We start from the raw sequence: 25,850 nt of genomic DNA on the forward strand, positions 1-25,850 counted from the left end.
TAACCGATACGAAAGCACCAGGTAGCTGTTCCCACTATTGCTCGACTGTTTCTTTTACTTCTTCATCAACTGTTACAGGTGTGTGCTTTTTCTCAAGACCCATAGCAATTTGCTCTAGTTCCGGACGTAGCGTATGTTTACCTGCATAACTTTCAATTAGCTCTTTTACATCAAGCCCAGATGTTTCTTTCAGTGTTTCTTGCAAAGTTGACATGAGGTTCGTTGCATATGATGTCACTTTATTGGCACCGCCACCGCCTTCACCACTACCTGTATCAATTACTGTAAGCTTATCGATATTCGCAAGTGGACTAGCAATTTCTTTTGCATATTCAGGCATCATCTTCACAACCATATCTAAAATCGCTGCTTGACCGTATTGCTCGAATGCTTCGGCAATTTTTTGTTTCGCTTCGGCTTCTGCAAGACCACGTAGGCGAATAATTTCTGCTTCCGCAGTACCTTGTGCGCGTTCGGCATCCGCTTTAGCAATACCATCTAAACGAATGCGCTCTGCCTGTGCTTGTGCTTGTGTCTCAACGCGGTATTTTTCCGCATCAGCTTCCGCAAATTGCTTCATTTTTTCCGCGCTGGCACGTTGTTCAACAGCATAGCGCTCCGCATCCGCTTTTTTCTTCACTTCAGAATCATATTGCTTTTCACGACGTAAAATTTCACGTTCTTCAAGTTCAATTTGCTTTTGGCGTTCTATAATTTGAACTTGCATTTCTTGCTCGGTTACTTCCTGTTTCGCACGTGCTGATTCAAGTTCATACGCTTGGTCCGCTCGTGCTTTAGCGATATCTTGCTCGCGTCGGTATTCGGCAACTTTTAATTGGTTATCTTTTTCTGCCTCAGCAATTTCAGTAGCGCGTGCTAACTCAGCTTGTTGCGCTTCTTGAGCAGCTTGAGCGCGTTTAATACGTGTTTCTTTATCCGCTTCGGCAGTGGCGATATCTGCATCACGCTTCACTTGAGCAATACGTGGTTTACCAAGAGATTCTAAGTACCCATTTTTATCGCGCACATCTTTAATTGTAAAGGAAACGATAATTAAGCCCATTTTTGCTAAATCTTGAGATGCAACGCGTTGTACTTCCTGAGAGAATTTATCGCGGTTTTTGTAAATTTCCTCCACTGTCATTGAACCTAAAATCGAACGTAGGTGACCTTCTAATACTTCGCGTGCTTCAGCTTCACGTTCTTGTTTTGCTTTTCCTAAAAATTGTTCAGCAGCAGTAGCAATTTCAGAGATGGAGCCACCAATTTTAATAATGGCTGTTCCATCTGCCATTACCGGAACGCCTTGTTCTGTATACACTTCAGGAGTTGTCACATCGAGCTTACTAGATAGTAAACTTAATGGTTGTGCTTGTTGGAACACAGGATAAATGAATGCACCACCACCGCGAATAATTTTAATGCGGTTACCGGATTCGTCGGTATGTACATTTTTGGAACCTAAATAGCTTCCTGTCACGATTAATGCCTCATCTGGTCCTGCAGTACGATATTTTGTTACATAAACGGCAACGATTGCTAAAACTAAAAATACGACAACGCCAATTACGATAAATAAACTATTCATAAAAAATCCTCCTCTAATTTAGAAACCTTCTTTTTCATAAATTGCTACAAAAGCCGTGCCATCCTTCATTTCAATAATTAATACTTGCGTGTCATACGGAATTTCAACACCATGATAGCTAGCAGTACGTTTGGAAATAATGCCATTGACAGATTCAATCACCATTTCCCCGAAACCATTTAGCGGTACAGGAACGATTATTTTCCCGACTTGCCCCTCTAAAGACTCATCTGTATAGGCGAGAGAAACTTCGGCAGAGCGTAGTGGAACGAGTAAAAAATAGTAAATGAGTGCAGTAAAGATACACGCAATGATGATTGCAATGATGAGATTTACTCCGCTTGAAAAAGAGAAAAAGCGTTCGAATAAATAGCCTGCAGCTGAAATTAATGTAATAAAGGATAAAATAACAGCGGGATCCAAAAAGGGTATACCATCAAGCGCACCATCCGCGACGTCTGCAAAAAGTAAATAAACAACCGTGAGACAGCCGATTCCGATTAAAATGGTCAAATAAATGAGCTCTATTGAAAATCCAAACAGCATGTAAACACCCCCTCATTTTGTATGTACTACCATTTACGGATGGGATTGTAAAAAGTTTCAGAAAGATTGAAATTAACTAAAAAAAGATGTTGTCATAAAATAGGACAACATCATTACAATCAGCATATATTATTTTCGAACTTGGAAAGAGCTCGCCAGTGTAATTTCCAATGGGCTTTGCTCCTGAATATAGCGCATCATTAATTGAGGAATAATCGTAGTGACTTCTCGAATCGCCTGTTTTTTCATCATCGTAAACTGGTGGGAACCGGTAGCACGGTAACTATTAACAGCTACTTCAAAAACATCATCTGGCTGGATTTTCCGTCCTTGATAATGCAGTTTTGTAACACGTTGGCCAACAGCTTGAGCAATGGTTAATTCATAATCGAGCCCGCCCCAGCAATCATACGTGTAAGGCTGAGGATCGGGGGAATGAACCATCGAACTAAAATCAATTTCATTTGCATCATTTATTGCAAATACCGCTGCACATAATTCTAGTGCTTCTTTAATTTCTGCCCCAGTTAATGCAATCACTTTTAAATAGTTCGCGCGTGGTAAGTTATGGAGCACATCACCGTTGCGGATATTTTCCGGAAACCCACCTATTGAATGATAGGGAAGCTCCGTTACGGAAAGCTGCGCACCGGTATAATGTAATTGCATTTGATGGATGAGTTGTGTATACGGAATGCTTTGGAACCTAGGGGAGAAGAAATCAAAATACGATAAATCGATTTTACTGTTACCAATCTGAGTATTTTTCCATTGAATAAATTTTTCAAAAGTTTGTTGTTGAATGGAATCGTCTACATAGATGAGTTCAGGTGAATGCGTTATTTTATCATCCTCAATTGTTACCGTAATTTGAGCAAAACAATGGGCATTTGCACCGGGCTGCACGACCGAAACACCATTCACTGTTGTCGCGATTTCTAAATGCTGGTGCCCCGTAATAAAAATATCGATGCCGTCGAATTGTTGCAGCATTTCATAGCCTTGATTTTCGCCAACTTCTAAATCGATTTGATGCCCCGTATGTAAATCCCGCTCAAAGCCTCCGTGGTAACTTAAAATAACAAGTTGTACATTTTCATGTGTTCGAACATGTTGCACGGTTCTTTTTGCGCTTGCTAATGCATTTTCGAAACATAACGATGCAGTAAAACCTTCTTCATCCCATTGCGATACAAAATGTGTCACAACCCCGATGACAGCAATTCGAATGCCATGTACTTCTTTAATGAAATAAGGCTGTGCAAAATCTTGAATATTTGCCGCAATCCATGGGAAATGACAAGCTTTTCTCATCTTTTCGATTTCGTCTATTGGATAATTAAATTCATGATTGCCAAAAATTGCGACATCATAGTGCATTTCGTTTGCCAACGTGATTTGCGGATGAATTTCTTTTTTGATTTGTTCATAGTAATAGCTTAAATGACTGCCTTGTAAAAAATCGCCGTTATCAATTAATAACGCAGGATTTTCCTTTTGAATCATTTTTGCCAGTTGTGAAAAGCGTTCGGTATGTCCGTGAATATCACTTGTTGCAATAATTGAAAACTTCATTATAAACTCCCTCGTAACGTAATTTCATATGGCTATTATAACGTGTTCTTGCAAGAAAAGGATTGTTGTAAGATAATTGCGAACAGTTATTAATTGCATGTGTGCAACGAAAGTGATTAAATAAAATTGTTTAGTGGATTTGTAGTATAAGATTTAAGGAATCTACATAGGAAAGGCATGACGTTGCGAATGTTGCTACAAAGTGTGTTTTTCTACCGATAGAAAATATTAGTTTTGAGGGAGATGGCAAAATGATTACTGTAACGAACCGTATAAAAGTGAAAAAAGGCATGGCGATGAAACTGGCACCAAACTTTGTCAAACCAGGTCCTTTACAACAATTTGAAGGATTTGAAAAGGTAGATGTTTTAGTTTCAACACAGTTTGAAGAGTATGATGAAATGAGTGTTGTTATGTATTGGGCGACAAAGGAAAACTTTGAGGCTTGGCGTGAAAGCGATGCATTTAAAGAATCGCATAAGCGACCAGCTGCTGGTGCACATGGTGAGCAAGCAGAATCACCAATGCTAGGTGCACAAATTGTCGTTGCTGAAGTAGCTGCATCTGTTTCAAAATAAAGAACGAAAGCCCGCTGTGGAGATCACAGTGGGCTTTTACTTAAAATGGAATTATTTATTTGTCGGCTTTGAAAGGTGTCGTTATAAATGAATCTCGCATCATCACAGGCACTTTTGATTATGCGTTCGAATGTATTGGCATGCGATAATTCATACACTAAAACTTTTACGACGCGGGCTTGATCATTAATAAACAAGTGAACCATATCCTCTTCACCAAGATGAGATTCGAAATAAATTTGATGGAGCATGCGTTCAGCAATGTCATTTAGATGATTGTCGGTTAATAATTTCAAATACCAACTATTTAATGCCATCGTTAAAAAGATTGTCGCAGTATAAATAAGCTCAGGAGTCGATTTTGGGTGTGTACGTATAAAATTAAATTGATAGTCATTTGTTAGTGCAGTAATAATAATGTGGTTCGTTGAATAGTATAAAGTTTTATCAAAAGATTGGATAATAAGTTCATCATCTGGTTGCAATAATACCCAAATATTAAATGCCGTTAGCCATGTTTCTTCAAGATTCAATGCGCCAGTTTGCGATAATGTGATGAAATTCTCCATCTTTTTTGCCATTTTCTTAAAATTCTCGACATGATGTTCCTCAACAAAGAAAAGGCTACGTTCTGCTGTTACTGTAAGATACATAGAAAGAAACACCTCTTTTATTTGTAGTTAAATTGAAGGAAACTCATTGCGCACGATTTTACATAAAATAGATTTATATTAAAAATCTATGATGTTAGTGTACTCCAATTGTGAAAATAATCAAGTAAAAACCTATTAATCTAATGAAGTTGTCGTTATAAGTGAGAAATTTTAACTAAACATATTTTGAGGGAATCGATGGGGATTTTTTTGAGTACGAGGCAGTAATTTTATTTTAACGAATTTTGTGTTAATAATTGCTCATTTTGCAAGGTCAATGATAGGGAACATGATTTTACAATAATAAATCATGTATAATAATTAATGAAAAAGGTAGGGGGAGTCGACATGTCAAAGATTGAAAACTTTTTTTATAATGGCCAGTTTTTAGCTTGCTATGAAGCCGCGAAAAAAAATGAAGATGAAAAAGAAGAAATAATTTCCCAACAATTACTTCAATTATTTGAGCAGTATGAATATGATAAATTCCCAGCAACAGTAAAAAAAGTACCGCAAAGTATTGAGCGTAGTAATGAATCTTACGAAGAATTAGATGAAGTAGAGGAAATCCGTTCGATTAAGGAGGAGGAGTCGTTTACACTTCGCATTAAACAACTTGAAAAAGATGCGACAGAAGCAGATGATGAGCGCAAAGCACAGTCCTTTTTTGTACAAGGACAGCTTTTTTTAATGGCCCATCATTATGATGAAAGTGTGCATTGCTTTTTACAAGCAGTAAAACATAATCCAAATAAAGCTGTATTTTATGGCATCGTAGGTCAAACAATGAATCGATTTAATTGGTCGCCATTTGAAGCGATGATTTATATTGAACGTGCGATTGAGCTAGACCCTGAAAATGCACGTTGGTATTGGAATAAGGCACTGATTTTAACACAGCTGTATAAAGACTTGCAGCAAGAGTCATTTTTAGAAGGTGCACTCATTGCTTTGGAAGATGCAGAAAAATATTGTCGTGCGGATCAAAAATCCTTGAAAAATGGTATTGATACAACTGTCGAAAATATGAAGGAATACATATTTAACTAATTACTGTGGAATTTTTCAATGCGAAATGCCGTGTCATCTTAATTGAAACGGCATTTTTACTTTTAATCATATAAGTTAAACAAAAGATTCTATCCTTATGATGTAAATATTTTAATAAAGCTTCTAATAAAGTATTTGCTAGTTTAGGCTGGCTAAGCACATGAGGCGCACAGACAATGTTTGCACAAATCCGTACGACTTATCTGTGTGTGCATGTAGCAAGGCCAGCCTTGTATAAAGTTTTTGGTTCTAAAAGATCCTACTCAATCGAGTGCGTCGCTGCCGTGGGAGGCGACGTATCCTTAGTCAGATTTTCATTCTAATGGGATGTTAGTTTCATAAGTTCAACATATATATATTGAAAAGTAAGCGATTGATTATATCATTTCTTTTGACATTTGACCAAGATAAATTTAAAGGGGGGTTTACTGTCCATATTTTTATGGGGCTCGGTAATTGTTGAATGATCGATTAGTCCATGTTTGCCAAACTCTTGTTTGACTGAATCAAAATCATAAAAAAACATTTTTAACCCATCCATAATTTCAAAATAGTCCTTTTCGAGTTGTTTGCCTTTTCCAAACATAGGGGCTTCTTTTGAAATCGTAGTAAAAATCATATATCCATTTGGCTTTAACTGATTATAGCAATCATTAATCAGTTTCGCTCGCTCCTCACGATTCAATAAATGGATCAGCGCATAACAAAATATGCCATCATAAAGCTTGTTCTCGAAAGGCATATCCGTTACGGAACCATGGAAAATACTCAAATTTAGCCCATTTTCCCTTGCCAATTCAATCGCTGTATTTGAAATTTCGATTCCTGAAACCTTGATTCCATTATCCATAAAGACTTTTGCATTTCTACCATAGCCAATGCCAGGAATTAAAATATCCTTCACATTCTTCTCAAGAAAGAAATCCTTTGCCAAGATAGCGGAGTCTGAAGGTTCAAATCCCCACATCATTTGATTTTCTATAAAGCTTGATTCCCAAAACTCAGTCATATATCTATCTCCTTTAAAAATTCATAATGTTTGTCAAAGATCCTTTGGAATAAAAAAACCAATACCTCCAACACCATTCAGTGTAGGAAGTATTGGAGAGTATAAACAACTATTATAGAGGTAATTTACCTGCTGTATAGCCACCATCAACTGGTAGTGTTACACCGCTGATTTGTGTAGATAAGTCTGAGCATAAGAATAATACAGCGTTCGCTTGGTCTTCAGCTCTTGTCATTTCACCTGAAGGCATCGCTTTTAATACTGCGTTATATTGCTCTGGTGAAGTTTCTGCCCAACGTTCGATTGCTGGTGTAACAGTAGAACCTGGTGCAATTGCGTTTACACGAATTTTATCTTTACCATATTCTAATGCAGTACTTTTCGTAATTCCAACTACGGCATGTTTTGAAGCTACATAAGCAGCCATGTTTACTGCGCCTTCAATTCCAGCACCTGAAGCTGTGTTGACGATCGAGCCGCCACCATTTTTCAACATTGCATTTACTTGGTGTTTCATGCTATAGAATGTACCGTATAATGTAATTTGGATTGTTTTATCCCATGCATCCGAATCAGCTTCACCGATTTTCGTGCGTTGTAAGTTTACGCCAGCATTATTGTGTGCGAAATCTAATTTACCGAAAGCGTTTACAGTTTCGTCAACAAGTGCTTTAACTTCATCTTCAATCATAACGTTACATTTAAAGAATTTTGCCACGCCACCGAATTCTTCGATTAATTTAACTGTTTCAAGACCTGCTTCTTCATTTACGTCAGAAATCATTACTTTTGCGCCAGCTTTTGCTAAAGCTATTGCACTAGCACGTCCAATTCCTGATCCTGCAGCTGATACTAAACCAGCTTTACCTTCCATTAACATCATAAAATGTCATCTCCTCAAAATTTGTTTATTAGTAAAAAAATCTACATTTAAAATGGTTTAACATTAAACTATATTAATAATATACAATAGACTTTTCCAATGGTCAAAGAATTTGTTCTTAATTTTGACATAATTGATAGGGCATTCGATTGAAGGGGTTTGATAAAATTTTTTGATTAATCTCTTGTGGAGCAATCAAATGAATGTGTAGCGCAAAATTGTATTATGGGTAAAGCCGTAAAATTTTATGCGTTGTATGCCCAAAAAAGTTTCTGAATTTATTTTGCTAAAAGTATTTAAACGCTCAAAAGCCCATTTGTCAAAATCGCTATACTACATATTTAAAAATATGTGTCAAATTGATGTAAAAGTCCCGAATTGGCGCTTATTTAAAAATATGTTGTATGTCAAAAGTGACGATTCGAATAATTGCGGTAAATTTAAGTTGGAATTAAAGTTTTAATGTAAAAAAAGAAGAGAGCGCAACGATTATTTTGTAGGAATGAAATAGGCGTAGCAGTGAGGATATCAAGTGATTCCTTATGATAGGGAAGACGATAGGTTGAGGTGAATTACAATCATTTCAAGTGAGTTAGAACGATGCGCGTGGGAAGAATAGATGGAATAAAATATGTTTTTTTTATCGGGGTGCGGTTGTTTTTAGCTTTTTAATAAAAATGGTATGAGTCTATTGGTCTATCTAATTTATTTTTTAACGTTATGAGAGGAGAGAAATACGTTTGTTTTTATATTATTTCACTCATTTTTGATGAATAATCACCATTTATTTGCGTAAAAAAAGCTGATTCAAATTATGAATCAGCTTACTTTTATTGTGGATATTATGCCTTGAATTGACTTAGCGCTTTGTTGAGTTCTTCTGATAATGATTTTAGGGTAGCTGAACTTTGGACGATTTCTTCCATAGATGCGAGTTGTTGTTCAGCCGCCGCTGCTACTTGGTGTGTTTGACCATGAGCAGATTTAGCGCTATTTGCGATTTCTTCTGAGGCAGCAGCAATTTCTTCTGAACCTGCTGACATTTCTTCAGCAATTGCTGATAGTTCGATTGCTTCTTTAACAATCAACTCAACAGAAGTAATAATTTCTTTGAATGTGATATCTACTTCCTGCATGCGTTTAATTCCTTCATTTACTCCGTTTTCATTTCTATCCATAGATTCAACTGCTTTTACGGTATCTTCTTGGATTGCGCCAATTAATTTTTGGATATCAGCGGCAGAGACATTTGTTTCATCGGCAAGTTTTCGTACTTCATCAGCAACAACTGCAAAACCTTTGCCGGCTTCACCTGCACGTGCTGCTTCAATTGCCGCATTTAATGCCAATAAATTGGTTTGTTCTGAAATCGTAGTAATAACAGAAATAATTGCTTGAATTTTATGGGCTTCAGATTCCAAATGGTCAATTACTGATTTTGTTTCGTACGTTCCTTGGGAGATGATATCCATTTGTCGCACGGCATTTTGTATCACTTCTTGGCCGTTGTTTGCTTGATTGATCATGTTTTGCGTTGTATCGGAAACAGTTGCCGCTGCGTGTGTAATCGCCTGAACACCATGGGCCATATCCTCCATCGCTTTTGCACTTTCTTCAGCGCTTTGCAATTGAACTTCAGCAGAGGCTGCCACTTGTTCAATTGCGGCTGTTACTTCATTCGCTGCACGAGTTGATTCATTTGTTTGAACATCAACGGCATTGGCTGATTGATCTACTAGTTGGGCGTTCTCTTGAACTTTGCCAATTAAATTTTTCATATTGTCACTAATAGATGCGAAAATAGAAGCTAATTCACCTAGCTCATCATTTCGTTTTAAATACTTGTCTGAAATTTTTTGAGTAAAGTCTCCCTGTTGCATGATTTGTCCATAGCCAACAGTTGCACGGATAACTTGTGTTATTTTTCTTGTTACGAAATAGATAATGAGTGCAAGAATTGTGATAATGATGAAACTACTAACGAGAATTTTCGTAGAGAGTGCTTTTGCCTCTTTCGTTACTTCATCGAGAGGAGCGACTAATAGTGCACTCCAAGGTGTTTGTACGCCCCCGACATAAATCGGTGAATATAAGCGATAGACATCTTTATTTGAAGCTTCTGAAAAACCTGAAATCGTGAGTTGCTGCCCTTGGTGTACTGCATTTTTAACGTCTTCCACATTAGCCACGCCGTTCATAGCATTACTATCGAAGTAATTATTGCCGATGAGGTCGTTGTTTTGATGTGAAATAACGGTTCCACCATTCGATAATAATCCGGCAAATCCAGTGTCATAAAAGGTAAACTGACTCACTAATTCATTCAATGTCCCTAATTCCATATCCACGGCTGTTAAACCAACAGCCTTCCCGTTTACGAAAACAGGAACCACAATCGATGTGATGTAAACAGATTCGTCATTGATTTCATAAATAAAAGGTTCAAAGATTGTATTGTCGCCAGAATCTAATACATCCTTCAAACTCGCCCATAATTCACTAGGCTCTTCGTAATCTGTTACCGGTTCGATGGCAAATGTTCCATCCGTATTTTGAGACCAAATAGGAATGAAGCGTCCTGTCCCATCGTGTCCTAATGTATTGGCATATTCTGCATCTTTTCCGTCAAATGCATTCGGCTCCCAAAACATCCATGAGGCCAGTGTGTTCGGATTACTAATTAGTAATTGTTGCATCATTGTATTGGCGTCATCTCGTGAAAGAGTTGCACCGCTTTCAAGTAGACCACCAAATGACTGTGATAATGTTTGAAGTGCTACTATATTTTTTTCTAATTCAAGACCAAGTTCTTCGGCAAGTAAGCCGCCATGTGTTTCTAGACTTGCTTCCGCTTCATTTATGGTCATTGTCTGGACTGTAAGAGAAATATAAGTACCTAGTCCGATAAAGAATAGAATGGTTGGCACTAAAATAAAAAGCAACATTTTTGTTTGAAGTTTCTTCATATGCTACTACTCCTTTGTAATTATACTTCCACTTTATTAATTATCGGGCGTTTAACATCATTTGTTAGCGTTTTTTGAAAAAAAGTAGGACATTTATATTAATTTGGTAAAAAGGGTTAAAGGGAGGAAAGGGGAGGTAGAAGAGTTTATTGGTTCTAAAGATTCATTTAAGACGCTTAGCTATATGTATTTTGGTTGTAAAACTCCATAAGTACATCAGAAAAATTTAGTCCTTTTCTCATTGCCTATAGAGATAAAATAATGACCACTTAAATCATCTTACAATATATAACAAAAGCACACGATGATGACTGTGTGCCCTACTGTTTAGATATTCATTATTGTTCTTTAAAAAAATGAGTTAGCTCTTCAGCAAATAGTGGTCGGCTAAAATAGTAACCTTGTGCTTCGTTACAATTTCTTTGTTGGAGGAATTGTAATTGCTCTAGGGTCTCAACCCCTTCGGCAACAACATTTAAATCTAGGTTATGAGCCATATTAATAATAGTGCTCATAAGAGAAGCATCTTTTGGATCTGTAAATATATTTTTTGTAAACGCCTGATCAATTTTTAATGTATCGATAGGGAGCGTTTTTAAATAGCTTAAGGAAGAATAACCTGTTCCAAAATCATCAATAGATAAATGAATGCCCATTTCTTTTAACTGATGCATTGTAAGAATCGCGTGTTTTGAATTTTGAATAATGCTTTCTGTTAGTTCAAATTCAAGGTACTTGGGATCAAGTCCAGTTTTAGATAAAATTTTACGTACCATCTCAACGAAATTACTTTGTTGGAATTGGCGAGAAGAAATATTTACAGCCATTCTTAAAGGTGGATACCCCTCATTTTGCCAAGTCTTGTTTTGTAAACACGCTTCATATAGTATCCATTCTCCTATTGATAATATTAATCCAGTTTCTTCTGCAAGTGGAATAAATTCTGCTGGAGAAATATTGCCCCATTCGTGATGGTGCCAACGAATTAATGCTTCAACACCCGTTACTTTTGAGGAACTTACATCGATTTGAGGTTGATAAGCAATCCTAAACTCTTTTCGTTCTAACGCTTTCCGCAATCCAATCTCGAGCGTCATCTTTTTAGTTATCAATTCATTCATATCGGGTGTGAAAAAGCGGTAATTATTTTTTCCCTCTTCTTTTACGCGATACATAGCCGTATCTGCATTTTTGATTAAAGTCTCTATATCTTTACCATCAGATGGGTATAGGGCAATTCCAATCGATGGTGTTACAAATAATTCATGTTCATTTAACTCGATCGCGTGACTAAATAAATTGACTATTTTTTGAGCGGTTTGAGTAGCTTCAGCAGGTGTAGTACATGTAAGGAGCACAATAAACTCATCTCCACCTTGACGACTAACTGTATCTGTTGGGCTCGTACAGTTTTGAATTCGCTTTGCAACTTCAACTAATAATTGATCTCCTATGGCATGTCCTAACGTGTCATTAATATTTTTGAAACGATCTAAATCGATAAACATGACAGCAAGAGCATGCTCATTTTCATGTGCTTTTTCTAGTGCTTGTATAAGTCGGTCATTTAATAAGAGTCGGTTAGGCAATCCTGTTAAAGGGTCTCGATATACCATTTGGTTGATTTTTTTTTCTGCCTGTTTTCTTTCTGTAATATCTCGAATAATACTACTGAAGTAAATACTCCCATCTTCATGCCAAGTGGCGATGGAAAGTTCTATTGGAAATTCTTCGCCATCTTTTCGGAGACCTTGTAATTCAATCGTTTTTCCGATTACGTGTGGGATTCCAGTGGCAAGATATCGTTCTATCCCTTTTTGGTGAGCCACTCTAAATTTATCTGGTATGATCAACAGTATCTTTTTGCCGAGAGCTTCCTTTTCATGATAGCCGAAAATACTTTGAGCGCTGTTATTCCATGAAATAATCGTTCCCTTGCTATCGGCTAAAATAATAGCATCCGTAGCAGACTCTATAACAGAGCGAAACTTTCTTTCAGATTTAATAGATTGAGACACAAATTTTTTATAAACAAAAATACTAATAAACACAACCGCTAAAATGACGAGCATCCCAAATCCAATACAATAAGCTAAAAAAGTACTATTAGCGACTGTTTCTGATAAGTTAGGCTGGTGATCGGATATAAAATTTGCTGCAGCCATACCTGAATAGTGAATGCCTGAAATCCCGATTCCCATAATTAGGGCACCACCTGTTTTTTTCCACGCCATTCGTGTTGTTTTTTGATTTTGGCTTACAAATAACAATAAATATAAAGCTACTAAAGAAGTAATAAATGCGATGATAGCGGTAAGAAGCCCAAATAAGTAATTATATACAATTGTCGCTTCCATCTCCATTGCTCTCATGCATATATAGTGCATTAACACAATTCCAATAGAAATAAAGAGGGCGCTTAATATGATTTTCATAGTGCCCATAGTAGGTTTAATGATTATATAAAATGTTATGGCTGAAGAAATAATAGCTGGGAAAATTGAAATGATAATTAAAATTAAATTGTAAGTGACGGGTATTGATAAATGGAAAGCAAGCATAGCAATAAAATGCATAACCCATATGCCCAACCCTAATACAAATGCGCCCGCACTAAGCCATATATAACGGGTGAAACCTTTTGATTTATTTATTCGAATGCCTAAGTCTAATGCAGCAAATGAGGCAAAAATGGCGATAAAAACAGAAAATAATACTAGAGGTAAATGGTAGGTACTCGAAACTACTTCCAATTGAAAAAGACTCCTTTTATAGTAATAAAAATGTTAACTTGTTGTTTGACTATTTTACCTCAACGGATTACATATTTAAAATTAAACTGTGTGGGGTGGAATAGGAACAAGGATGTTGTTCTTAAAGTCAAATACGAGGGGTATTGATAATCAATATAGCATGTTACGTAATAGATATCAAAGTAAGAATATGCTTTTTGATGAATAAATTGAAATGATTTTAGCGAAATATTAACATTGTTGTAAAGTGATTTAATTGTAATTTTACTGTAAACTAATGGTATTAAATTGTAAATGAAATAATAGGAAGAGATTTTTTTAGAAAGGGGTAATTAAAATGAAAAAGTTTTTTGTATTATTTTTAATGATGGCTATGATAATCATGCTTGCTGCTTGTTCAAACAATGCAAGTAAAACGAAATTACTTAGCAAGGAAGGCGTTGCGCCATATGAGTTATCGGAAAGCGATGCATACCTCCTGCAGTCGTTAGGGCTTGAAATGGATGCCAATATTTTATCTTTCAAAGCGCCTAAAACCGCAAAAGGTCTTAACGTTAATGCTTATGTTTTGAATAATGACGGCACTTGGGAGGATATAGGTGGCGTAGGAGTGTCGTTAGGGCAAGATACAGGTACAGACGAAAGATTACAAGGTACGTTTGCCATGCTGCTTAAAGAGAACTATGCAATCGATTTCAATATTCACATTAACGGAAGATTCACCTCACAAACGGAAGCACTAAATGTCAATTTTGAAAATATGGCATCATTAAAAGGTTTTTTAACAGATTTTCGAAAGATTGAACTGAATAAAGAAATACCTGTTGCGTTGATGGTTTATGATGGAGGGGATAGTATGAGAAGCTATGAGATGGAAGATTTCTTTTCTCCATCAATATTTGAAGGAATGGACTTAGTTCAGGCAGTTACGCTGACTTTTACCGATGAAATCGATTAAATTAGTCTCACTAAATGGGTATATAAAGTGTTAGAGGGACGTTCTTTCACAGCCCTCTAACTACTTGTTTAATTAGATTTTTTATTTTTCTTAAACGAAATAATCATTACGCTTAACTGTAAGATCACAATCGCGATTAAAAAGTAAAAATTCTTGCTTGAGCTGCCTAAGCTAAGCTCATCTGCTAAAATCCCACCGATAATATGAATTTGCGCCATGAGTAAAATGATAAATGCACTGATAAAAAGCATAATTTTAGGATTTATGGCAAAGCGCAAAACAGCAATGAGTAGCAATGCCGAAAATAATAAAGCAAGTATATAAAGTGGATCGAGTAATGTTAAAACACCATCAACCGCAAATTTTTCGTATGTAAAAGTCGTTTCCATAGAGTGCTCCTTTATTTTTGCTGATTAATTATTAACTTTATCCACAATCAGAAATTTATCATCCTTTATATAATAGTCCCCATAATTTCTAGAAATGGAAACAGTTTTGACTACTTTTTTATTCTTCGCAAATACTAATAAAAAATTTGTTTCCATTACATCAATTCCACCAATTGATAAAAATTTAACGCCCATTGACTCTTCAATTATTTCATCCGTTGAATACGGTCCAAATGCTCTTACCTCAGTCCATTCCAAATCGGTTATTGTTGTTAAATCAATTTGAGTTTCCCCTTGCTCTAAAAGGGCATGAATTTCACCACGTGTAATCGGATCTTCCGTTTCTTTCTCCCAAATAAATAGGCCTAATAAAACGGTGAAAGTGATTATGAGGAATGTGTAAATTAATTTCTTCATAAATTCCTCCATTTCTTCACATTGTATTTTACCATAGTTATAATGACAGTTTTCTATAAAGAAGGTTCGTTAATACTCTTCAAAGTAGCAAAAAGCCTGCCAATACTAACTGTATCATTGTAAATACAGGTTAACCATTAGAACGTTATATAGATGAAGTAATGGGGTATATAAACGATTAATTTTTTTAAGACTTATTCCCACTAATCTCTAAAGAATAATTCCTCCTATGTTGCGCACATTACTTTGTAGGAGGTGAAAATCCATGGGGAATAATAAAAACAACAACAAAACAATGAATACAAGAACGCATAATCCATTTGATACGTACAAAAGCAAAAGTCTTGACGTCAGTAATAGCAATAATAATAACCCAAATGACAACCTAAACGAAGAATTCGCTCCAGAATTTGATGCGAAAGCAAAAAATAAAAATAATAAAACGAACCATGACAAAAATCAACAATCTAATAAAAATAAATAGTCAAATTTAGCTGATTTTTATTAATTTTTGGAGGTGGACAAGTAATGGCGAAGAAGGGGAAAACAAGTTTTAAGAAGAAAAAGAAAGACGATAAACCTAAAAATAACAACAATCGTGAAGAGTATTCAGCGGAATTCAATGCAGTGATTCATAATAATGTTCAACAACCGAAGCAGTAAATAAAATAGGTACGAAACGAAATGCGCCAGGAGTAAAATATATAAACTTCTGGCGTATTTATTTTTTGTTGTTATGACAAATTTATGCCTATTAAAAATAGAAATGTTAGGTCCATACAACTTAAATCATTGAGTGTTGAAAATACATATGTTACTTTGTAATAGAAAACTGAAAATTAAAAATTATATTACGGGGGATTGATTCTAATGATTAGACATATTGTAATGTGGAATCATAAGGAAGAATTTAATAATGAACAGAAAGCAATGAATGCTAAAAATGTGAAAGATGAGTTGGAAAGTTTAACAAAAGTAATTAATGGAATAATATCGTTAAATGTTACTATAAACCCGTTATCTTCTAGCAATCGAGAAGTGATATTAGATAGTTTATTTGAGAGTGAAGAGGACTTGCAAAAATATCAAATTCATCCGGAACATGTGCGCGTAAGTCAGTTTGTAGGTACTGTACTGAATAATCGGGCTTGCATTGACTTTAACGAAGATTAACTGGCTAATTTAATTACATCGTTACATATTTAATTTCAAATGTCCTATAAAAAAAATGGTGCGTGCTATCGAGTGATTTCTTTTAAATTGAGCAAGCTATAGATGAGGTGAAAAGCTCAATGATGCGAAAATTAATAGTTGCACTTAGTGTTTTTTCGGCTGTTTTATCGATACCACCACATGCTTCAACTATTGTTCATGCACAAAAAGAAACGCCTGCCTATGCGAAATGGGGAGCGCTCGCTATGAGGGAAGCGCAAAATCAATATCCGCATGCGCAAATTATTGATTATTTGCACCGCGGTAGGGAAACGCGAGAGGACGTAATAATCGAGAAATTTAAGTTTTGGTTAAAACAGGGCGACAAAGAATTTGGTGTATATGTCAACATTATATTTGTCGCTACAACGGAAAAAATAGTGACAATTGAATTTCAAGAAACAGATAGATAACAATCATTGTTGAGGCAAAGTATGTGATTTTCACTCGGACGAAATTTGTAGCATGACAATAATAATTAAGAGGAAGCCTGAATATTTTGGGTTTCCTCTTTTTATGTTAATCGTATCCTTTCTTCATATTTGTAAGCGGCTATACTTTACATGATATAAATCGAGGCGTATAGTATTTACTTAACTAGTTAAATAAATGGAGAGGTGAGAGCATGAACCTAGTATTCCATGCATTATTCCAAAAAAGTAGGTATTTAACGAATTGTTTGAATGAAACATTGAAGCAACATAATTTGTATAGTTCACAATGGTCGATTTTATATTGTCTACATGTTCATGGGCCAATGACGTTAACGCAAATTTGGACGTATTTAAATGTCGAAGCGCCAAGTATTACAAGAGCTGTCAAGAGACTTGAAACGTTAGGATGGTTACAACGAGTAGATGGGGCAGATAAACGTGAAAAAATTGTGACATTAACAGAGATGGCAGAAGAAAAATTACCAATCATTCTAAAAACAATTTTAGCTTTCGAGGATGAAATGATTGGCGACATGACGCTTGAAGAGCAACAGCAATTTATGAATCTGTTGCAAAAAATGAAAGGTTGATTGATTTGCAACAAGAAGAAAGTACTCAAATATGGACGACGAGGTTCATCAGTTTATTTTTAGTCAACATTACGGTGTTTTTTGTTTTTTATGGTTTAGTAACAACATTACCGCTTTATGCAATCGGCGTACTTCATCAAACAGATAAAGAAGCAGGATTACTAATTTCAAGCTTCTTATTATCTGCCATTATTATACGCCCATTTTCAGGGAAATTACTCGATGTTTTTGGCAAGAAGAAATTGTTAGTCCTTTCTTTAGTCGGATATTTTGTTTGTACGGTTTTGTATTTATTTATTGATCCATTTGGACTGTTATTAGGTTTACGTTTTATCCAAGGGATTTTCTTTAGTATTATTACAACGGCTGTTAGTTCATTAGCAGCGGATATTGTACCAAAAAATCGAAAAGGGACAGGGCTTGGATATTTTGCGATGTCTACAAATTTAGCCGTTGTTATTGGCCCATTTTTCGGCTTACTAATAATCCAATATAGTAGCTTTGATCTATTATTTATTGTGATGAGTATTTGTGTGCTAGTTGGAGGACTTTTAGCGACTTCCATACATACGGATGATTTACCAAAGCCTGCAAACAAAGTGAGGTTAACATTTACAATTAGTGATTTACTGGAACGTCAAGCATTGCCAGTTGCTGCGATTGCTAGTTTAGTAGCTTTCGCATATGCAAGTGTTTTATCGTTTTTATCGGTGTATGCACAGCAAAAGGATTTAATTGAGGTGGCGAGCTTTTTTTATGTAGTATTCGCGGCATCCATGCTCATTACACGTCCGTATACAGGCAAGCTTTATGATACAAAAGGTCCTCAATATGTGATTATTCCTGGAATCATTACGTTTGCGATAGGCTTAGTCATGTTAGCATTTGTGTCAGGACCGGTTTGGTTTTTAGGCTCCGCTATTTTTATTGGGTTCGGCTATGGGGCTATAACGACGAGTTTATTAGCACTAGCTATGCAATCAACTGCACATAATCGTAGTGGCTATGCAACAGCGACGTACTTTACGATGTTTGATATTGGGATTGCATTAGGTTCCTACATTTTAGGAATCGTGGCGGTGAATGCCGGCTATTCTGCTGTTTATTTAACAGGTGCAGGTGTAGTTATCGTTGTTTTCATTGTTTATTTACTAAGATTAGCAAAAATCAAAGCAAAAAAAGTCGTGCATGTATAAGTAATTTCAAAGTAGTATAAAAAAACTACAAAAGAGGCAGCAACCCACATTATTTCAGAGTGGTTGCTGCCTTTTTACAGTTTCTTATTTCACAAGCCCATTCTGAAATGCATAAACGACTGCTTGTGTGCGATCTTGGACTTCTAATTTACTTAAAATATTACTGACATGGGTTTTCACTGTTTTTAAGGCGATAAATAATTGTTCGGCAATTTCTTGATTGGCTTTGCCGGCAGCCATACATAACAGTACTTCCATTTCGCGTTCTGTTAAATGGTCATGGAGGGCTGCATTTGTACCACGCATGCGAGCCATTACTTTTGTCGTTGCTTCTGGTTCTAATACGGTTTCACCTGTCATCGTTTTGCGAATGGCATCCGCAATTTGGCGGGCATTCGATGTTTTTAAAATATAACTTACAGCACCAGCCTCTAGCGCGGGGTAAAGCTTATCATCATCGATAAAACTTGTGACCATCATTACTTTTGCTTCAGGCCATTGTTGTAAAATTTCAGCTGTAGCTTGTGCACCGTTTTTAATCGGCATCACATTGTCCATTAGCACTAAATCGGGGCGTAATTCGAGCACTTTTTCGACTGCTTCTTGACCGTTTGTTGCTTCACCAATCACTTCAATATCCGGTTGCGCTGATAGATAAGAAGAAACACCAATTCGCACCATTTCATGATCATCCGCTATGACGACTTTAATCATTTTCCTGCACCTCCTTTTGTAAACTCACTTCCATTTTCAAAGGGACTTTCACCTCGACAATCGTTCCCTCATTCGGTACGGAAACAATTTTATACGTGCAACCAATTTCCACGGCACGTTCCGCAATATTACGTAAGCCGTATGATGAGGTTTTGTCTCCATCTACATCAAAGCCTAAGCCATTATCCTGAATGCGTAAAATAGCTAATTGATCGCGGGCAATAAATAATAATTCGACCTCATTCGCTTTAGCATGACGAAGCGTGTTCGAAAGTGCTTCTTGTGCGATGCGAAAAAGGTGATCTTCCTCGGTTTTAGATAAAGCAATTTCTTCAATTTGGTAGTCAATATTGAAATACACTTTTTCTTGTAATTCTAAAATTAAATCTTCAAGACCTTCTGCTAATGTTTTATTGCGCAAGGCGACAGGGCGAAGGTGTAAAAGAAGGGCACGCATTTCAAGTTGTGCTTGCTGGACAACTTTTTCCACCTGACCGAGCTGTTTTTGTGATTTTGGATCTTGTTCTTGTTCTGTTAAAGCAGAAAGTAGCATCGAGGCCGCAAAAAGTTGCTGAGAGACCGAGTCATGAAGCTCACGCGCGAGACGTTGTCGTTCGGCAAGGAGACGTTCTTGTACGATGGCATCATTCGTTTGTACTTTTTCTGTTGCTAAACGTTGTAATGAAGCACGCTGCGTTTCAATTAATTCATTGGCAACACGCATTGCCTTATTAAGTGAACTGTTTGACTTTCCAATTGTTTGAGAGAAATTCGGCTCAGCAATTTTTCTTACGTAGCGCGTTGTTGTACTTTCTTTTAATAGTAAAGAAAAGCCCATCCAAAGCGAGATGACAAAGCTAAGTGCAAATAAAATGGCGAGCATAATGGCAATGATCGGTACTTGATTGGGAGGTACAAGATCTTCCCATAAAAATCGCCAATTTTCTTCTGTTGGTTCTCCTAAAATCAAAAATAGTATTGTAAATAGCGTAATAGAAAAGGTGATGAATAATGTGAACAGTCGGCTGATAAATGCAATCATCCTCGTTGCACCTCCACATCCCCAATCCAAGAAGTAATATAAATGACAAGCACTCGTTTAGCATCTGAATCCCCATGTTCAAAGGCTAATTGCTCATTGATGAGGCGTTTTGGATGATGGTCAAAACAAGTGACTTCTCCGTAAAGTGTTGAGTAATGGAGTTTAACGGTCACTTCGTAAGGGACAATGACACGAACTTTACCTAAAGATTGTTGAATCGATATAATGGATTTCCCAGGAGGTAAAATGGTTTGCGTCACATCTAAAGTAATATCACCGATAAAACGTTGAATTTGAATATCTCGCCATTGAAATGCTTCGGTTTCAGCTGGAGTAGTCCCGATTAATGTATTTGGCTGAAGCTTCTCATTGAGTGGATGTTTAAAGATTTCAATTTGTTCCTCTTTTTTCGTTAAATATTTATAGAGGACAAAAACGAGAACGCCAATTATAAGAAGTCGAAGTGTCCATAAAGTGATAATGGCAAGAAATAATAAAGTAACACCGAGCCAAAGAGGAATTTGTTTTGTTTTTTTCTTTTTGAAACTATAAACAACAAGTGCCAAACCAGCAATTAATAAGAAAACACTCCCATTATTAAAGAGTGTCAATTCAACTAAAATAACTAACACAAAACTAATCGCAATAACCGCAAGCTGGTCGGATGAAATTTTTGACATGGGCTAACCTCCTTATCCATTATGCTTTTGCATAAATGCGTCTGATATAACTTAAACGTGCAAAATGGAGAAAGTACGAGGACTTTCTCCTTATTGCAGTATAACATTGATTTTTATATAAAATATAACTGTAATTAAGAAAGCTCGATAACTTTTTGTTCTTTTTCTAATTGTGCTAAACGAGCTTCAAACGTTGTGACTTCATATTTACGGTCAATATTTTGTGCTAAATCATCAATATAAGTTGATAACTCATCGAAGTTTTCCGTTTTATTTGCCGTTAATACTTTGTCCATTTGGTGATGGGCACGTACAACATTTTCCTTGCCCATTAATTGAAGTTGACGTACTTTCATATCTTTAATTTTATGCTTCATCGTTTCAAACTTGCGTTCAAGTGCAAAATATTCTTCATTTGCCACGTCCATGCTTGCAAGTAACGCTTGTTTTCGTGTTCCATAAGCGATCACTTCATCATTTGCAAAAGCGATTAATTCCGCTTCTTCAGTTGTTGTAGCAAGTGCTAGTTGTTTTTCGCGTTTTTCAAGCATTTCATCTGTTTGAATAAGCTGAGCTTCCAACTCTTTTTTCAGCTGTGCTTGACGCGTTAAAAGTTTGCCAGTTTGTTCGGTTTGTTTTTCAGCTTCTCGGATATACTGATTTAACATGGAAAGAGGATTTTTTTCAACCTTTTTATCAAATAAATCATGTAAATCTGCTTGAATTGAATATTTAAATTTTGTTAATAAGTTTTTCATTTTTCCATCCGCTCCTTAGTTGTTTAATTTTGCCCATTCACGCTCAAAGTTTGTGAAAGGATCTTCTTCTTTTGGTTGTGCTGCAAAAATTTCTACTTTTTCATTTTTACGAGATTTGTAAATGTAATAAAGAATACCGATTGCAACTAATCCGATAAATCCTGGAATGTTCGATAATGCGCTAATTAATCCTGCAAGTGCTAACACTAAGCTCATTACTTTCCCGAAAGTCGATTTACTTTCTGTGTAGTAATGTAAACCAGCTGCTAATAATAAGCCGGAAACTAGAAGTCCTGCAACGGGTGCAAGTAACACAAGTGCAAAAAGTGCTGCGATGAAACCTGCTGTGTATAAAAATAGTTTTTTCATGTTTTGTTCCTCCTCGTTTAAGATATCTCTATCTTATCTCGTGTATCAGTTTCGGGTAACGACCTGTAACTGTATTTCTGGCTAGGTCTAGAGGCTGAGGGGAACTAAGTCTGATTTGTCCTAAATTAATATATAGAAACGCCTATCTTTTTAGTGTATAATCCATCTTGGAGAGTTTTTCTCGGTATATCGGTAGTGGAGGAGGTTGGAAGGTATGACATGGGCATGGATTTTAGGGATTATAGTAGCATTAATCGCAGGTGTAGCAATTGGTTTCTACGCTGCTCGTCAATATATGATGAAGTATTTAAAAGAGAATCCACCAATTAATGAACAAATGATTCGTATGATGATGGCACAAATGGGACGTAAACCGTCTGAAAAGCAAGTACGTCAAATGATGTCACAAATGAACAAGTTCCAAGACAAATAATAAAGCTGAAACTATCTTTGTAGAAATTTTGCAAAGGTAGTTTTTTTGTTGTTTTTAATAAAGTGCGTGCTTGTTTAGGCTGGCTAAGCACATGAAATTCTATTAATCGCCAAACAATCAATTGTATTTATAATTTACTGAAATTTCTAAATGTAGTGTTGCTTTTTAAAATCCTTTGTAATAATATAAAACTTATCAAATAACTAGGTATTGAGATTGGGGGAAGTAACAATGAAAAAAATAGTAACATCTTTAGCATTGGCAACATTAGTACTTGCGGCATGCGGAGGGAAAGACGAAGCAAAGAATACAAATAAGTTGCAGCAAATTGAAGAGGAGGGAGTCATTCAAATTGGCTTAGAAGGTACGTTCCCACCCTTTAGTTACCACAATGAAGCAGGTGATTTAACAGGTTTCGAATATGAAATTGCTGCACAAATTGCAGAAGACTTAGGCGTGAAGGCGCAATTTGTTGAAACAAAATGGGATTCACTCATTGCGGGTTTAGATACGGATAAATATGATTTTGTCATTAATAATGTTTCGATTACTGATGAACGAAAAGAAAAATATGATTTCTCGATTCCTTACATGGAGTCAGTAGCCGTACTCGCTGTCAACAAAGACAATACGGATATTACGAAAATTGAAGACTTAGATGGAAAAAAAGCGGCTCAAACGATTACGAGTAATTTTGCGAAAGATGCGGAAGGCTTGGGGGCAGAAATCGTACCGGTAACAGATTTAACAAGCTCGATTGAATTAGTTACACAAGGGCGTGCAGATGGGACGATTCATGATCGCGTAACATTTTTAACGTATTTAAAAGAACAGCCTAGTGCGAAATTAAAAATTGTAGATGGTTCAACCAGTTCATCTGACATTGCGTTAATTTTAAATAAGGACAACGAAGAGTTCCGCAAAAAGGTAGATGAAATCATTCAAATGCGCTCAGAGGATGGCACGTTTGCGGCGATTTCAGAAAAATATTTTGGAGAAAATATTATTTCGAATAACTAAAAACGATGGGGCCACCTTTTAAATAGAAAGGAAGTGCGAATGGATGAGTAGGGAAATGCAAATAGCACTTGATTCTATTTGGCCGATTTTGAAAGCGGGGCTTATTGTAACAATCCCGCTTTCGCTTATTGCATTTGCGATTGCCTTAGTAGTGGCAGTAATAACCGCTTTGGCTCGTATATCAAACTATAAAATTTTACGTGGTATTTTTGGAGTTTATGTGTGGATTTTCCGTGGAACGCCAGTGCTAGTGCAATTATTCATCGTGTTTTTCGGGTTTCCAAAAGCAGGTATAACGTTAGATGCATGGACAGCCGCGATTATTACATTTTCTTTAAACACTGGCGCATATGCTTCGGAATCCATTCGCGCTTCGATTTTAGCGATTCCAAAAGGGCAATGGGAAGCAGCCGAATCGTTGGGAATGACCTATTGGCAAGTATTGCGCCGTGTCATTGCACCTCAAACAATTCGTATTTCATTGCCTCCTATTACGAATGACTTTATTGATTTAGTAAAAGGAACATCGCTTGTTGCTAGTGTAACGCTTGCGGATATGTTTATGATTGGTCAACAAATTACAGCCCGTACATATGAGCCTTTACTTATTTATTCATTATGTGCTGTTATTTATTTAGTTTTTATTAGTGTGTTGATGTTTTTACAAGGTAGGCTTGAAAAATATGCATCTAAATATGTGTAAGAGAGGGGTGGCTTCATATCGTACAATTTGATCAAGTGTATAAATATTTCGGACAGCAAGAAGCGTTGAAAAATATTAATTTAACTTTTCACAAAGGCGAAACTACGGTTATTTTAGGTCCATCTGGCTCTGGGAAGTCCACACTGCTTAGATGTATTAACTTGTTAGAAAAACCAGAAAAAGGTACAATCTCTGTGGGTGACATTAAGATTGATTTATCGAGGCCTGTATCGAAAAAGGATACATTAGCAATTCGCCAACGCACTGCGATGGTATTTCAAAGTTTTAATTTATTTCCGCATATGAAAGTGTTAGAAAATGTCATCGAAGGTCGGTTAACAGTGCTAAAAGAAATGCGGATTGATGCTGTTGAGAAAGGTAAACTATTGTTAGAAAAAGTAGGGCTTAGCCAAAAAATAGATAGCTATCCTGCACAATTGTCAGGTGGGCAACAGCAAAGGGTGGCGATTGCGAGGGCTTTGGCGATGGAGCCGCAATTTTTACTTTTTGATGAACCGACAAGTGCGCTGGATCCAGAGCTTGAAGGGGAAGTATTGAAAGTGTTAAAGGACCTTTCGGAAGAAGAAAAGTCCATGATTATCGTGACGCATAATTTAAATTTTGCTCGCGAAGTAGCAGACCGTATTCTTTTTTTAGAGCATGGGGAAATTGTATTCGATGGTGCAACAGTTCATTTTTTTGAGCACAATGACAATGCACGCATCCAATCATTTATTCAATCAATGCAATTTATCTAATGTAAATTAGCTTGTGTTCAAACACTTGCTGATATAAATTAACTCGCAGCATTATTAATTAATTAATTAATTAATTAGGAGGAACCAACTATGACAACCGAACAAACAAATGTAGAAAGCTTTGATTTAGACCATACGAAAGTGATCGCGCCATATGTACGCTTAGCAGGTACGAAACAAGGGAAGCACGGGGATGTTGTAACAAAGTATGATATTCGCTTTAAGCAACCGAATAAAGGACATATGGAAATGCCAGCACTTCATTCATTAGAACATTTAATGGCAGACCGCATCCGCAATCATTCAGACGCGATTGTAGATCTGTCACCAATGGGCTGTCAAACAGGCTTTTACGTGTCGTTTCTAAACTATGATGATTATGAAGGCGTTTTAGAAATTTTAGAAAAGACGGCACAAGATGTACTTGCTGCAACAGCTGTACCGGCATGTAATGAAGTCCAATGCGGTTGGGCTGCAAGCCATAGTTTAGAAGGTGCACAAGCATTAGCAAAGGAATTTTTAGAAAAACGTAATGAATGGCATATAGTATTTCAACCAGAATAATTAAATTATAAA

At 36.3% G+C, this 25,850-nt stretch carries 29 protein-coding genes; 14 read left to right on the forward strand and 15 right to left on the reverse strand.

What is annotated here, in order from left to right; translation table 11 throughout:
• Positions 1–34: 34 nt before the first annotated feature.
• From MHI10_RS05960 to MHI10_RS05970, 3 genes are all read right to left on the reverse strand, one after another.
• A complete protein-coding gene (locus tag MHI10_RS05960) occupies positions 35–1,588 on the reverse strand; it encodes a flotillin family protein (RefSeq protein ID WP_340783810.1) in 1,554 nt (517 codons plus the stop codon).
• Positions 1,589–1,606: 18 nt separating this feature from the next.
• Positions 1,607–2,134 carry a hypothetical protein gene (locus MHI10_RS05965; protein WP_340783812.1) on the reverse strand — a complete coding sequence of 176 codons (528 nt, stop codon included), beginning with the start codon at positions 2,132–2,134 and terminating at the stop codon, positions 1,607–1,609.
• A gap of 129 nt (positions 2,135–2,263) precedes the next feature.
• A complete protein-coding gene (locus MHI10_RS05970) occupies positions 2,264–3,709 on the reverse strand; it encodes a bifunctional metallophosphatase/5'-nucleotidase (RefSeq protein WP_340783813.1) in 1,446 nt (481 codons plus the stop codon).
• A 251-nt stretch (positions 3,710–3,960) separates the two neighbouring features.
• On the opposite strand from MHI10_RS05970, the gene MHI10_RS05975 reads away from it, so the two are divergent.
• Positions 3,961–4,287, forward strand: coding sequence for a heme oxygenase (locus MHI10_RS05975; protein WP_340783815.1), 327 nt, complete (start codon positions 3,961–3,963; stop codon positions 4,285–4,287).
• A 23-nt stretch (positions 4,288–4,310) separates the two neighbouring features.
• Here the strand turns inward: MHI10_RS05975 and MHI10_RS05980 are convergent, their stop codons facing one another.
• Complete coding sequence (locus MHI10_RS05980) at positions 4,311–4,940, reverse strand: hypothetical protein (protein WP_340783816.1); 630 nt, start codon at positions 4,938–4,940, stop codon at positions 4,311–4,313.
• A 348-nt stretch (positions 4,941–5,288) separates the two neighbouring features.
• On the opposite strand from MHI10_RS05980, the gene MHI10_RS05985 reads away from it, so the two are divergent.
• On the forward strand, positions 5,289–5,990 hold the full coding sequence (locus MHI10_RS05985) for a tetratricopeptide repeat protein (RefSeq protein WP_340783817.1): 702 nt from the start codon (positions 5,289–5,291) through the stop codon (positions 5,988–5,990).
• Positions 5,991–6,372: 382 nt separating this feature from the next.
• On the opposite strand, the gene MHI10_RS05990 is transcribed toward MHI10_RS05985, so the two are convergent.
• The 4 genes from MHI10_RS05990 to MHI10_RS06005 all read right to left on the reverse strand — a co-directional run bounded on the left by MHI10_RS05990 (position 6,373) and on the right by MHI10_RS06005 (position 13,601).
• Positions 6,373–6,999, reverse strand: a complete 627-nt coding sequence (locus MHI10_RS05990) for a class I SAM-dependent methyltransferase (RefSeq protein WP_340783820.1) — start codon at positions 6,997–6,999, stop codon at positions 6,373–6,375.
• Between the two features lie 112 nt (positions 7,000–7,111).
• Positions 7,112–7,882 (reverse strand): glucose 1-dehydrogenase, encoded by a 771-nt coding sequence (locus tag MHI10_RS05995; protein ID WP_340783822.1) that lies wholly within the window; start codon positions 7,880–7,882, stop codon positions 7,112–7,114.
• A gap of 842 nt (positions 7,883–8,724) precedes the next feature.
• Positions 8,725–10,848 (reverse strand): methyl-accepting chemotaxis protein, encoded by a 2,124-nt coding sequence (locus MHI10_RS06000; protein ID WP_340783824.1) that lies wholly within the window; start codon positions 10,846–10,848, stop codon positions 8,725–8,727.
• 338 nt (positions 10,849–11,186) lie between these two features.
• Positions 11,187–13,601, reverse strand: coding sequence for an EAL domain-containing protein (locus MHI10_RS06005; protein WP_340783825.1), 2,415 nt, complete (start codon positions 13,599–13,601; stop codon positions 11,187–11,189).
• Between the two features lie 337 nt (positions 13,602–13,938).
• Here MHI10_RS06005 and MHI10_RS06010 point away from each other — a divergent pair, with 337 nt between their 5' ends.
• A complete protein-coding gene (locus MHI10_RS06010; protein ID WP_340783826.1) occupies positions 13,939–14,559 on the forward strand; it encodes a hypothetical protein in 621 nt (206 codons plus the stop codon).
• 68 nt (positions 14,560–14,627) lie between these two features.
• Here the strand turns inward: MHI10_RS06010 and MHI10_RS06015 are convergent, their stop codons facing one another.
• Positions 14,628–14,948, reverse strand: coding sequence for an acyl-CoA dehydrogenase (locus MHI10_RS06015; RefSeq protein ID WP_340783828.1), 321 nt, complete (start codon positions 14,946–14,948; stop codon positions 14,628–14,630).
• A 24-nt stretch (positions 14,949–14,972) separates the two neighbouring features.
• On the reverse strand, positions 14,973–15,365 hold the full coding sequence (locus MHI10_RS06020; RefSeq protein WP_340783831.1) for a hypothetical protein: 393 nt from the start codon (positions 15,363–15,365) through the stop codon (positions 14,973–14,975).
• Between the two features lie 265 nt (positions 15,366–15,630).
• Here MHI10_RS06020 and MHI10_RS06025 point away from each other — a divergent pair, with 265 nt between their 5' ends.
• The 6 genes from MHI10_RS06025 (at position 15,631) to MHI10_RS06050 (ending at position 18,797) form a co-directional block, all read left to right on the forward strand.
• Positions 15,631–15,849 carry a hypothetical protein gene (locus MHI10_RS06025; RefSeq protein WP_340783833.1) on the forward strand — a complete coding sequence of 73 codons (219 nt, stop codon included), beginning with the start codon at positions 15,631–15,633 and terminating at the stop codon, positions 15,847–15,849.
• Between the two features lie 44 nt (positions 15,850–15,893).
• Positions 15,894–16,028 (forward strand): hypothetical protein, encoded by a 135-nt coding sequence (locus MHI10_RS06030; protein ID WP_340783834.1) that lies wholly within the window; start codon positions 15,894–15,896, stop codon positions 16,026–16,028.
• A 207-nt stretch (positions 16,029–16,235) separates the two neighbouring features.
• Positions 16,236–16,538, forward strand: a complete 303-nt coding sequence (locus MHI10_RS06035) for a Dabb family protein (RefSeq protein WP_340783836.1) — start codon at positions 16,236–16,238, stop codon at positions 16,536–16,538.
• Positions 16,539–16,657: 119 nt separating this feature from the next.
• Positions 16,658–16,990 carry a DUF3889 domain-containing protein gene (locus MHI10_RS06040; protein WP_340783838.1) on the forward strand — a complete coding sequence of 111 codons (333 nt, stop codon included), beginning with the start codon at positions 16,658–16,660 and terminating at the stop codon, positions 16,988–16,990.
• A gap of 212 nt (positions 16,991–17,202) precedes the next feature.
• Positions 17,203–17,601, forward strand: coding sequence for a MarR family winged helix-turn-helix transcriptional regulator (locus MHI10_RS06045; protein WP_340783839.1), 399 nt, complete (start codon positions 17,203–17,205; stop codon positions 17,599–17,601).
• 5 nt (positions 17,602–17,606) lie between these two features.
• Positions 17,607–18,797 (forward strand): MFS transporter, encoded by a 1,191-nt coding sequence (locus MHI10_RS06050; protein ID WP_340783841.1) that lies wholly within the window; start codon positions 17,607–17,609, stop codon positions 18,795–18,797.
• A gap of 84 nt (positions 18,798–18,881) precedes the next feature.
• Here MHI10_RS06050 and MHI10_RS06055 read toward each other — a convergent pair whose 3' ends face one another.
• From MHI10_RS06055 to MHI10_RS06075, 5 genes are all read right to left on the reverse strand, one after another.
• On the reverse strand, positions 18,882–19,511 hold the full coding sequence (locus MHI10_RS06055) for a response regulator transcription factor (RefSeq protein ID WP_340783842.1): 630 nt from the start codon (positions 19,509–19,511) through the stop codon (positions 18,882–18,884).
• Complete coding sequence (locus MHI10_RS06060; RefSeq protein ID WP_340783845.1) at positions 19,504–20,553, reverse strand: sensor histidine kinase; 1,050 nt, start codon at positions 20,551–20,553, stop codon at positions 19,504–19,506. Before MHI10_RS06060 ends, MHI10_RS06055 begins: the two co-directional genes overlap by 8 nt.
• Positions 20,550–21,233 carry a cell wall-active antibiotics response protein LiaF gene (liaF, locus tag MHI10_RS06065; protein ID WP_340783846.1) on the reverse strand — a complete coding sequence of 228 codons (684 nt, stop codon included), beginning with the start codon at positions 21,231–21,233 and terminating at the stop codon, positions 20,550–20,552. The genes MHI10_RS06060 and liaF overlap by 4 nt, the downstream gene beginning before the upstream one ends.
• Positions 21,234–21,367: 134 nt before the next feature.
• The gene (locus tag MHI10_RS06070) at positions 21,368–21,991 is read right to left on the reverse strand and encodes a PspA/IM30 family protein (protein WP_340783848.1); all 624 of its coding nucleotides are present in this window, start codon (positions 21,989–21,991) and stop codon (positions 21,368–21,370) included.
• Between the two features lie 15 nt (positions 21,992–22,006).
• Complete coding sequence (locus tag MHI10_RS06075; protein ID WP_340783850.1) at positions 22,007–22,360, reverse strand: lmo0954 family membrane protein; 354 nt, start codon at positions 22,358–22,360, stop codon at positions 22,007–22,009.
• Positions 22,361–22,574: 214 nt separating this feature from the next.
• Between MHI10_RS06075 and MHI10_RS06080 the strand changes: the two genes are divergently transcribed.
• The 5 genes from MHI10_RS06080 to MHI10_RS06100 all read left to right on the forward strand — a co-directional run bounded on the left by MHI10_RS06080 (position 22,575) and on the right by MHI10_RS06100 (position 25,838).
• On the forward strand, positions 22,575–22,793 hold the full coding sequence (locus MHI10_RS06080; RefSeq protein ID WP_340783852.1) for a YneF family protein: 219 nt from the start codon (positions 22,575–22,577) through the stop codon (positions 22,791–22,793).
• A gap of 231 nt (positions 22,794–23,024) precedes the next feature.
• A complete protein-coding gene (locus MHI10_RS06085) occupies positions 23,025–23,813 on the forward strand; it encodes a transporter substrate-binding domain-containing protein (RefSeq protein ID WP_340783854.1) in 789 nt (262 codons plus the stop codon).
• 43 nt (positions 23,814–23,856) lie between these two features.
• Complete coding sequence (locus MHI10_RS06090; protein ID WP_340783856.1) at positions 23,857–24,516, forward strand: amino acid ABC transporter permease; 660 nt, start codon at positions 23,857–23,859, stop codon at positions 24,514–24,516.
• Positions 24,517–24,533: 17 nt separating this feature from the next.
• A complete protein-coding gene (locus MHI10_RS06095) occupies positions 24,534–25,274 on the forward strand; it encodes an amino acid ABC transporter ATP-binding protein (protein ID WP_445683213.1) in 741 nt (246 codons plus the stop codon).
• A gap of 90 nt (positions 25,275–25,364) precedes the next feature.
• Entirely contained in the window at positions 25,365–25,838 is a 474-nt protein-coding gene (locus MHI10_RS06100) for an S-ribosylhomocysteine lyase (protein WP_340783859.1), read from the forward strand.
• The last annotated feature ends 12 nt before the right edge of the window (positions 25,839–25,850 follow it).

It is taken from the genome of Solibacillus sp. FSL K6-1523, from assembly GCF_038005225.1.
Taxonomy (GTDB): Bacteria; Bacillota; Bacilli; order Bacillales_A; family Planococcaceae; genus Solibacillus.

What these genes read in the sequence shown, in the direction of transcription:
- MHI10_RS05960 (WP_340783810.1), bottom strand. Translation starts at nt 1,588, where the DNA reads ATGAATAGTTTATTTATCGTAATTGGCGTTGTCGTATTTTTAGTTTTA.
- MHI10_RS05965 (WP_340783812.1), bottom strand. Translation starts at nt 2,134, where the DNA reads ATGCTGTTTGGATTTTCAATAGAGCTCATTTATTTGACCATTTTAATC.
- MHI10_RS05970 (WP_340783813.1), bottom strand. Translation starts at nt 3,709, where the DNA reads ATGAAGTTTTCAATTATTGCAACAAGTGATATTCACGGACATACCGAA.
- MHI10_RS05975 (WP_340783815.1), top strand. Translation starts at nt 3,961, where the DNA reads ATGATTACTGTAACGAACCGTATAAAAGTGAAAAAAGGCATGGCGATG.
- MHI10_RS05980 (WP_340783816.1), bottom strand. Translation starts at nt 4,940, where the DNA reads ATGTATCTTACAGTAACAGCAGAACGTAGCCTTTTCTTTGTTGAGGAA.
- MHI10_RS05985 (WP_340783817.1), top strand. Translation starts at nt 5,289, where the DNA reads ATGTCAAAGATTGAAAACTTTTTTTATAATGGCCAGTTTTTAGCTTGC.
- MHI10_RS05990 (WP_340783820.1), bottom strand. Translation starts at nt 6,999, where the DNA reads ATGACTGAGTTTTGGGAATCAAGCTTTATAGAAAATCAAATGATGTGG.
- MHI10_RS05995 (WP_340783822.1), bottom strand. Translation starts at nt 7,882, where the DNA reads ATGATGTTAATGGAAGGTAAAGCTGGTTTAGTATCAGCTGCAGGATCA.
- MHI10_RS06000 (WP_340783824.1), bottom strand. Translation starts at nt 10,848, where the DNA reads ATGAAGAAACTTCAAACAAAAATGTTGCTTTTTATTTTAGTGCCAACC.
- MHI10_RS06010 (WP_340783826.1), top strand. Translation starts at nt 13,939, where the DNA reads ATGAAAAAGTTTTTTGTATTATTTTTAATGATGGCTATGATAATCATG.
- MHI10_RS06015 (WP_340783828.1), bottom strand. Translation starts at nt 14,948, where the DNA reads ATGGAAACGACTTTTACATACGAAAAATTTGCGGTTGATGGTGTTTTA.
- MHI10_RS06020 (WP_340783831.1), bottom strand. Translation starts at nt 15,365, where the DNA reads ATGAAGAAATTAATTTACACATTCCTCATAATCACTTTCACCGTTTTA.
- MHI10_RS06025 (WP_340783833.1), top strand. Translation starts at nt 15,631, where the DNA reads ATGGGGAATAATAAAAACAACAACAAAACAATGAATACAAGAACGCAT.
- MHI10_RS06030 (WP_340783834.1), top strand. Translation starts at nt 15,894, where the DNA reads ATGGCGAAGAAGGGGAAAACAAGTTTTAAGAAGAAAAAGAAAGACGAT.
- MHI10_RS06035 (WP_340783836.1), top strand. Translation starts at nt 16,236, where the DNA reads ATGATTAGACATATTGTAATGTGGAATCATAAGGAAGAATTTAATAAT.
- MHI10_RS06040 (WP_340783838.1), top strand. Translation starts at nt 16,658, where the DNA reads ATGATGCGAAAATTAATAGTTGCACTTAGTGTTTTTTCGGCTGTTTTA.
- MHI10_RS06045 (WP_340783839.1), top strand. Translation starts at nt 17,203, where the DNA reads ATGAACCTAGTATTCCATGCATTATTCCAAAAAAGTAGGTATTTAACG.
- MHI10_RS06055 (WP_340783842.1), bottom strand. Translation starts at nt 19,511, where the DNA reads ATGATTAAAGTCGTCATAGCGGATGATCATGAAATGGTGCGAATTGGT.
- MHI10_RS06060 (WP_340783845.1), bottom strand. Translation starts at nt 20,553, where the DNA reads ATGATTGCATTTATCAGCCGACTGTTCACATTATTCATCACCTTTTCT.
- liaF (WP_340783846.1), bottom strand. Translation starts at nt 21,233, where the DNA reads ATGTCAAAAATTTCATCCGACCAGCTTGCGGTTATTGCGATTAGTTTT.
- MHI10_RS06070 (WP_340783848.1), bottom strand. Translation starts at nt 21,991, where the DNA reads ATGAAAAACTTATTAACAAAATTTAAATATTCAATTCAAGCAGATTTA.
- MHI10_RS06075 (WP_340783850.1), bottom strand. Translation starts at nt 22,360, where the DNA reads ATGAAAAAACTATTTTTATACACAGCAGGTTTCATCGCAGCACTTTTT.
- MHI10_RS06080 (WP_340783852.1), top strand. Translation starts at nt 22,575, where the DNA reads ATGACATGGGCATGGATTTTAGGGATTATAGTAGCATTAATCGCAGGT.
- MHI10_RS06085 (WP_340783854.1), top strand. Translation starts at nt 23,025, where the DNA reads ATGAAAAAAATAGTAACATCTTTAGCATTGGCAACATTAGTACTTGCG.
- MHI10_RS06090 (WP_340783856.1), top strand. Translation starts at nt 23,857, where the DNA reads ATGAGTAGGGAAATGCAAATAGCACTTGATTCTATTTGGCCGATTTTG.
- MHI10_RS06100 (WP_340783859.1), top strand. Translation starts at nt 25,365, where the DNA reads ATGACAACCGAACAAACAAATGTAGAAAGCTTTGATTTAGACCATACG.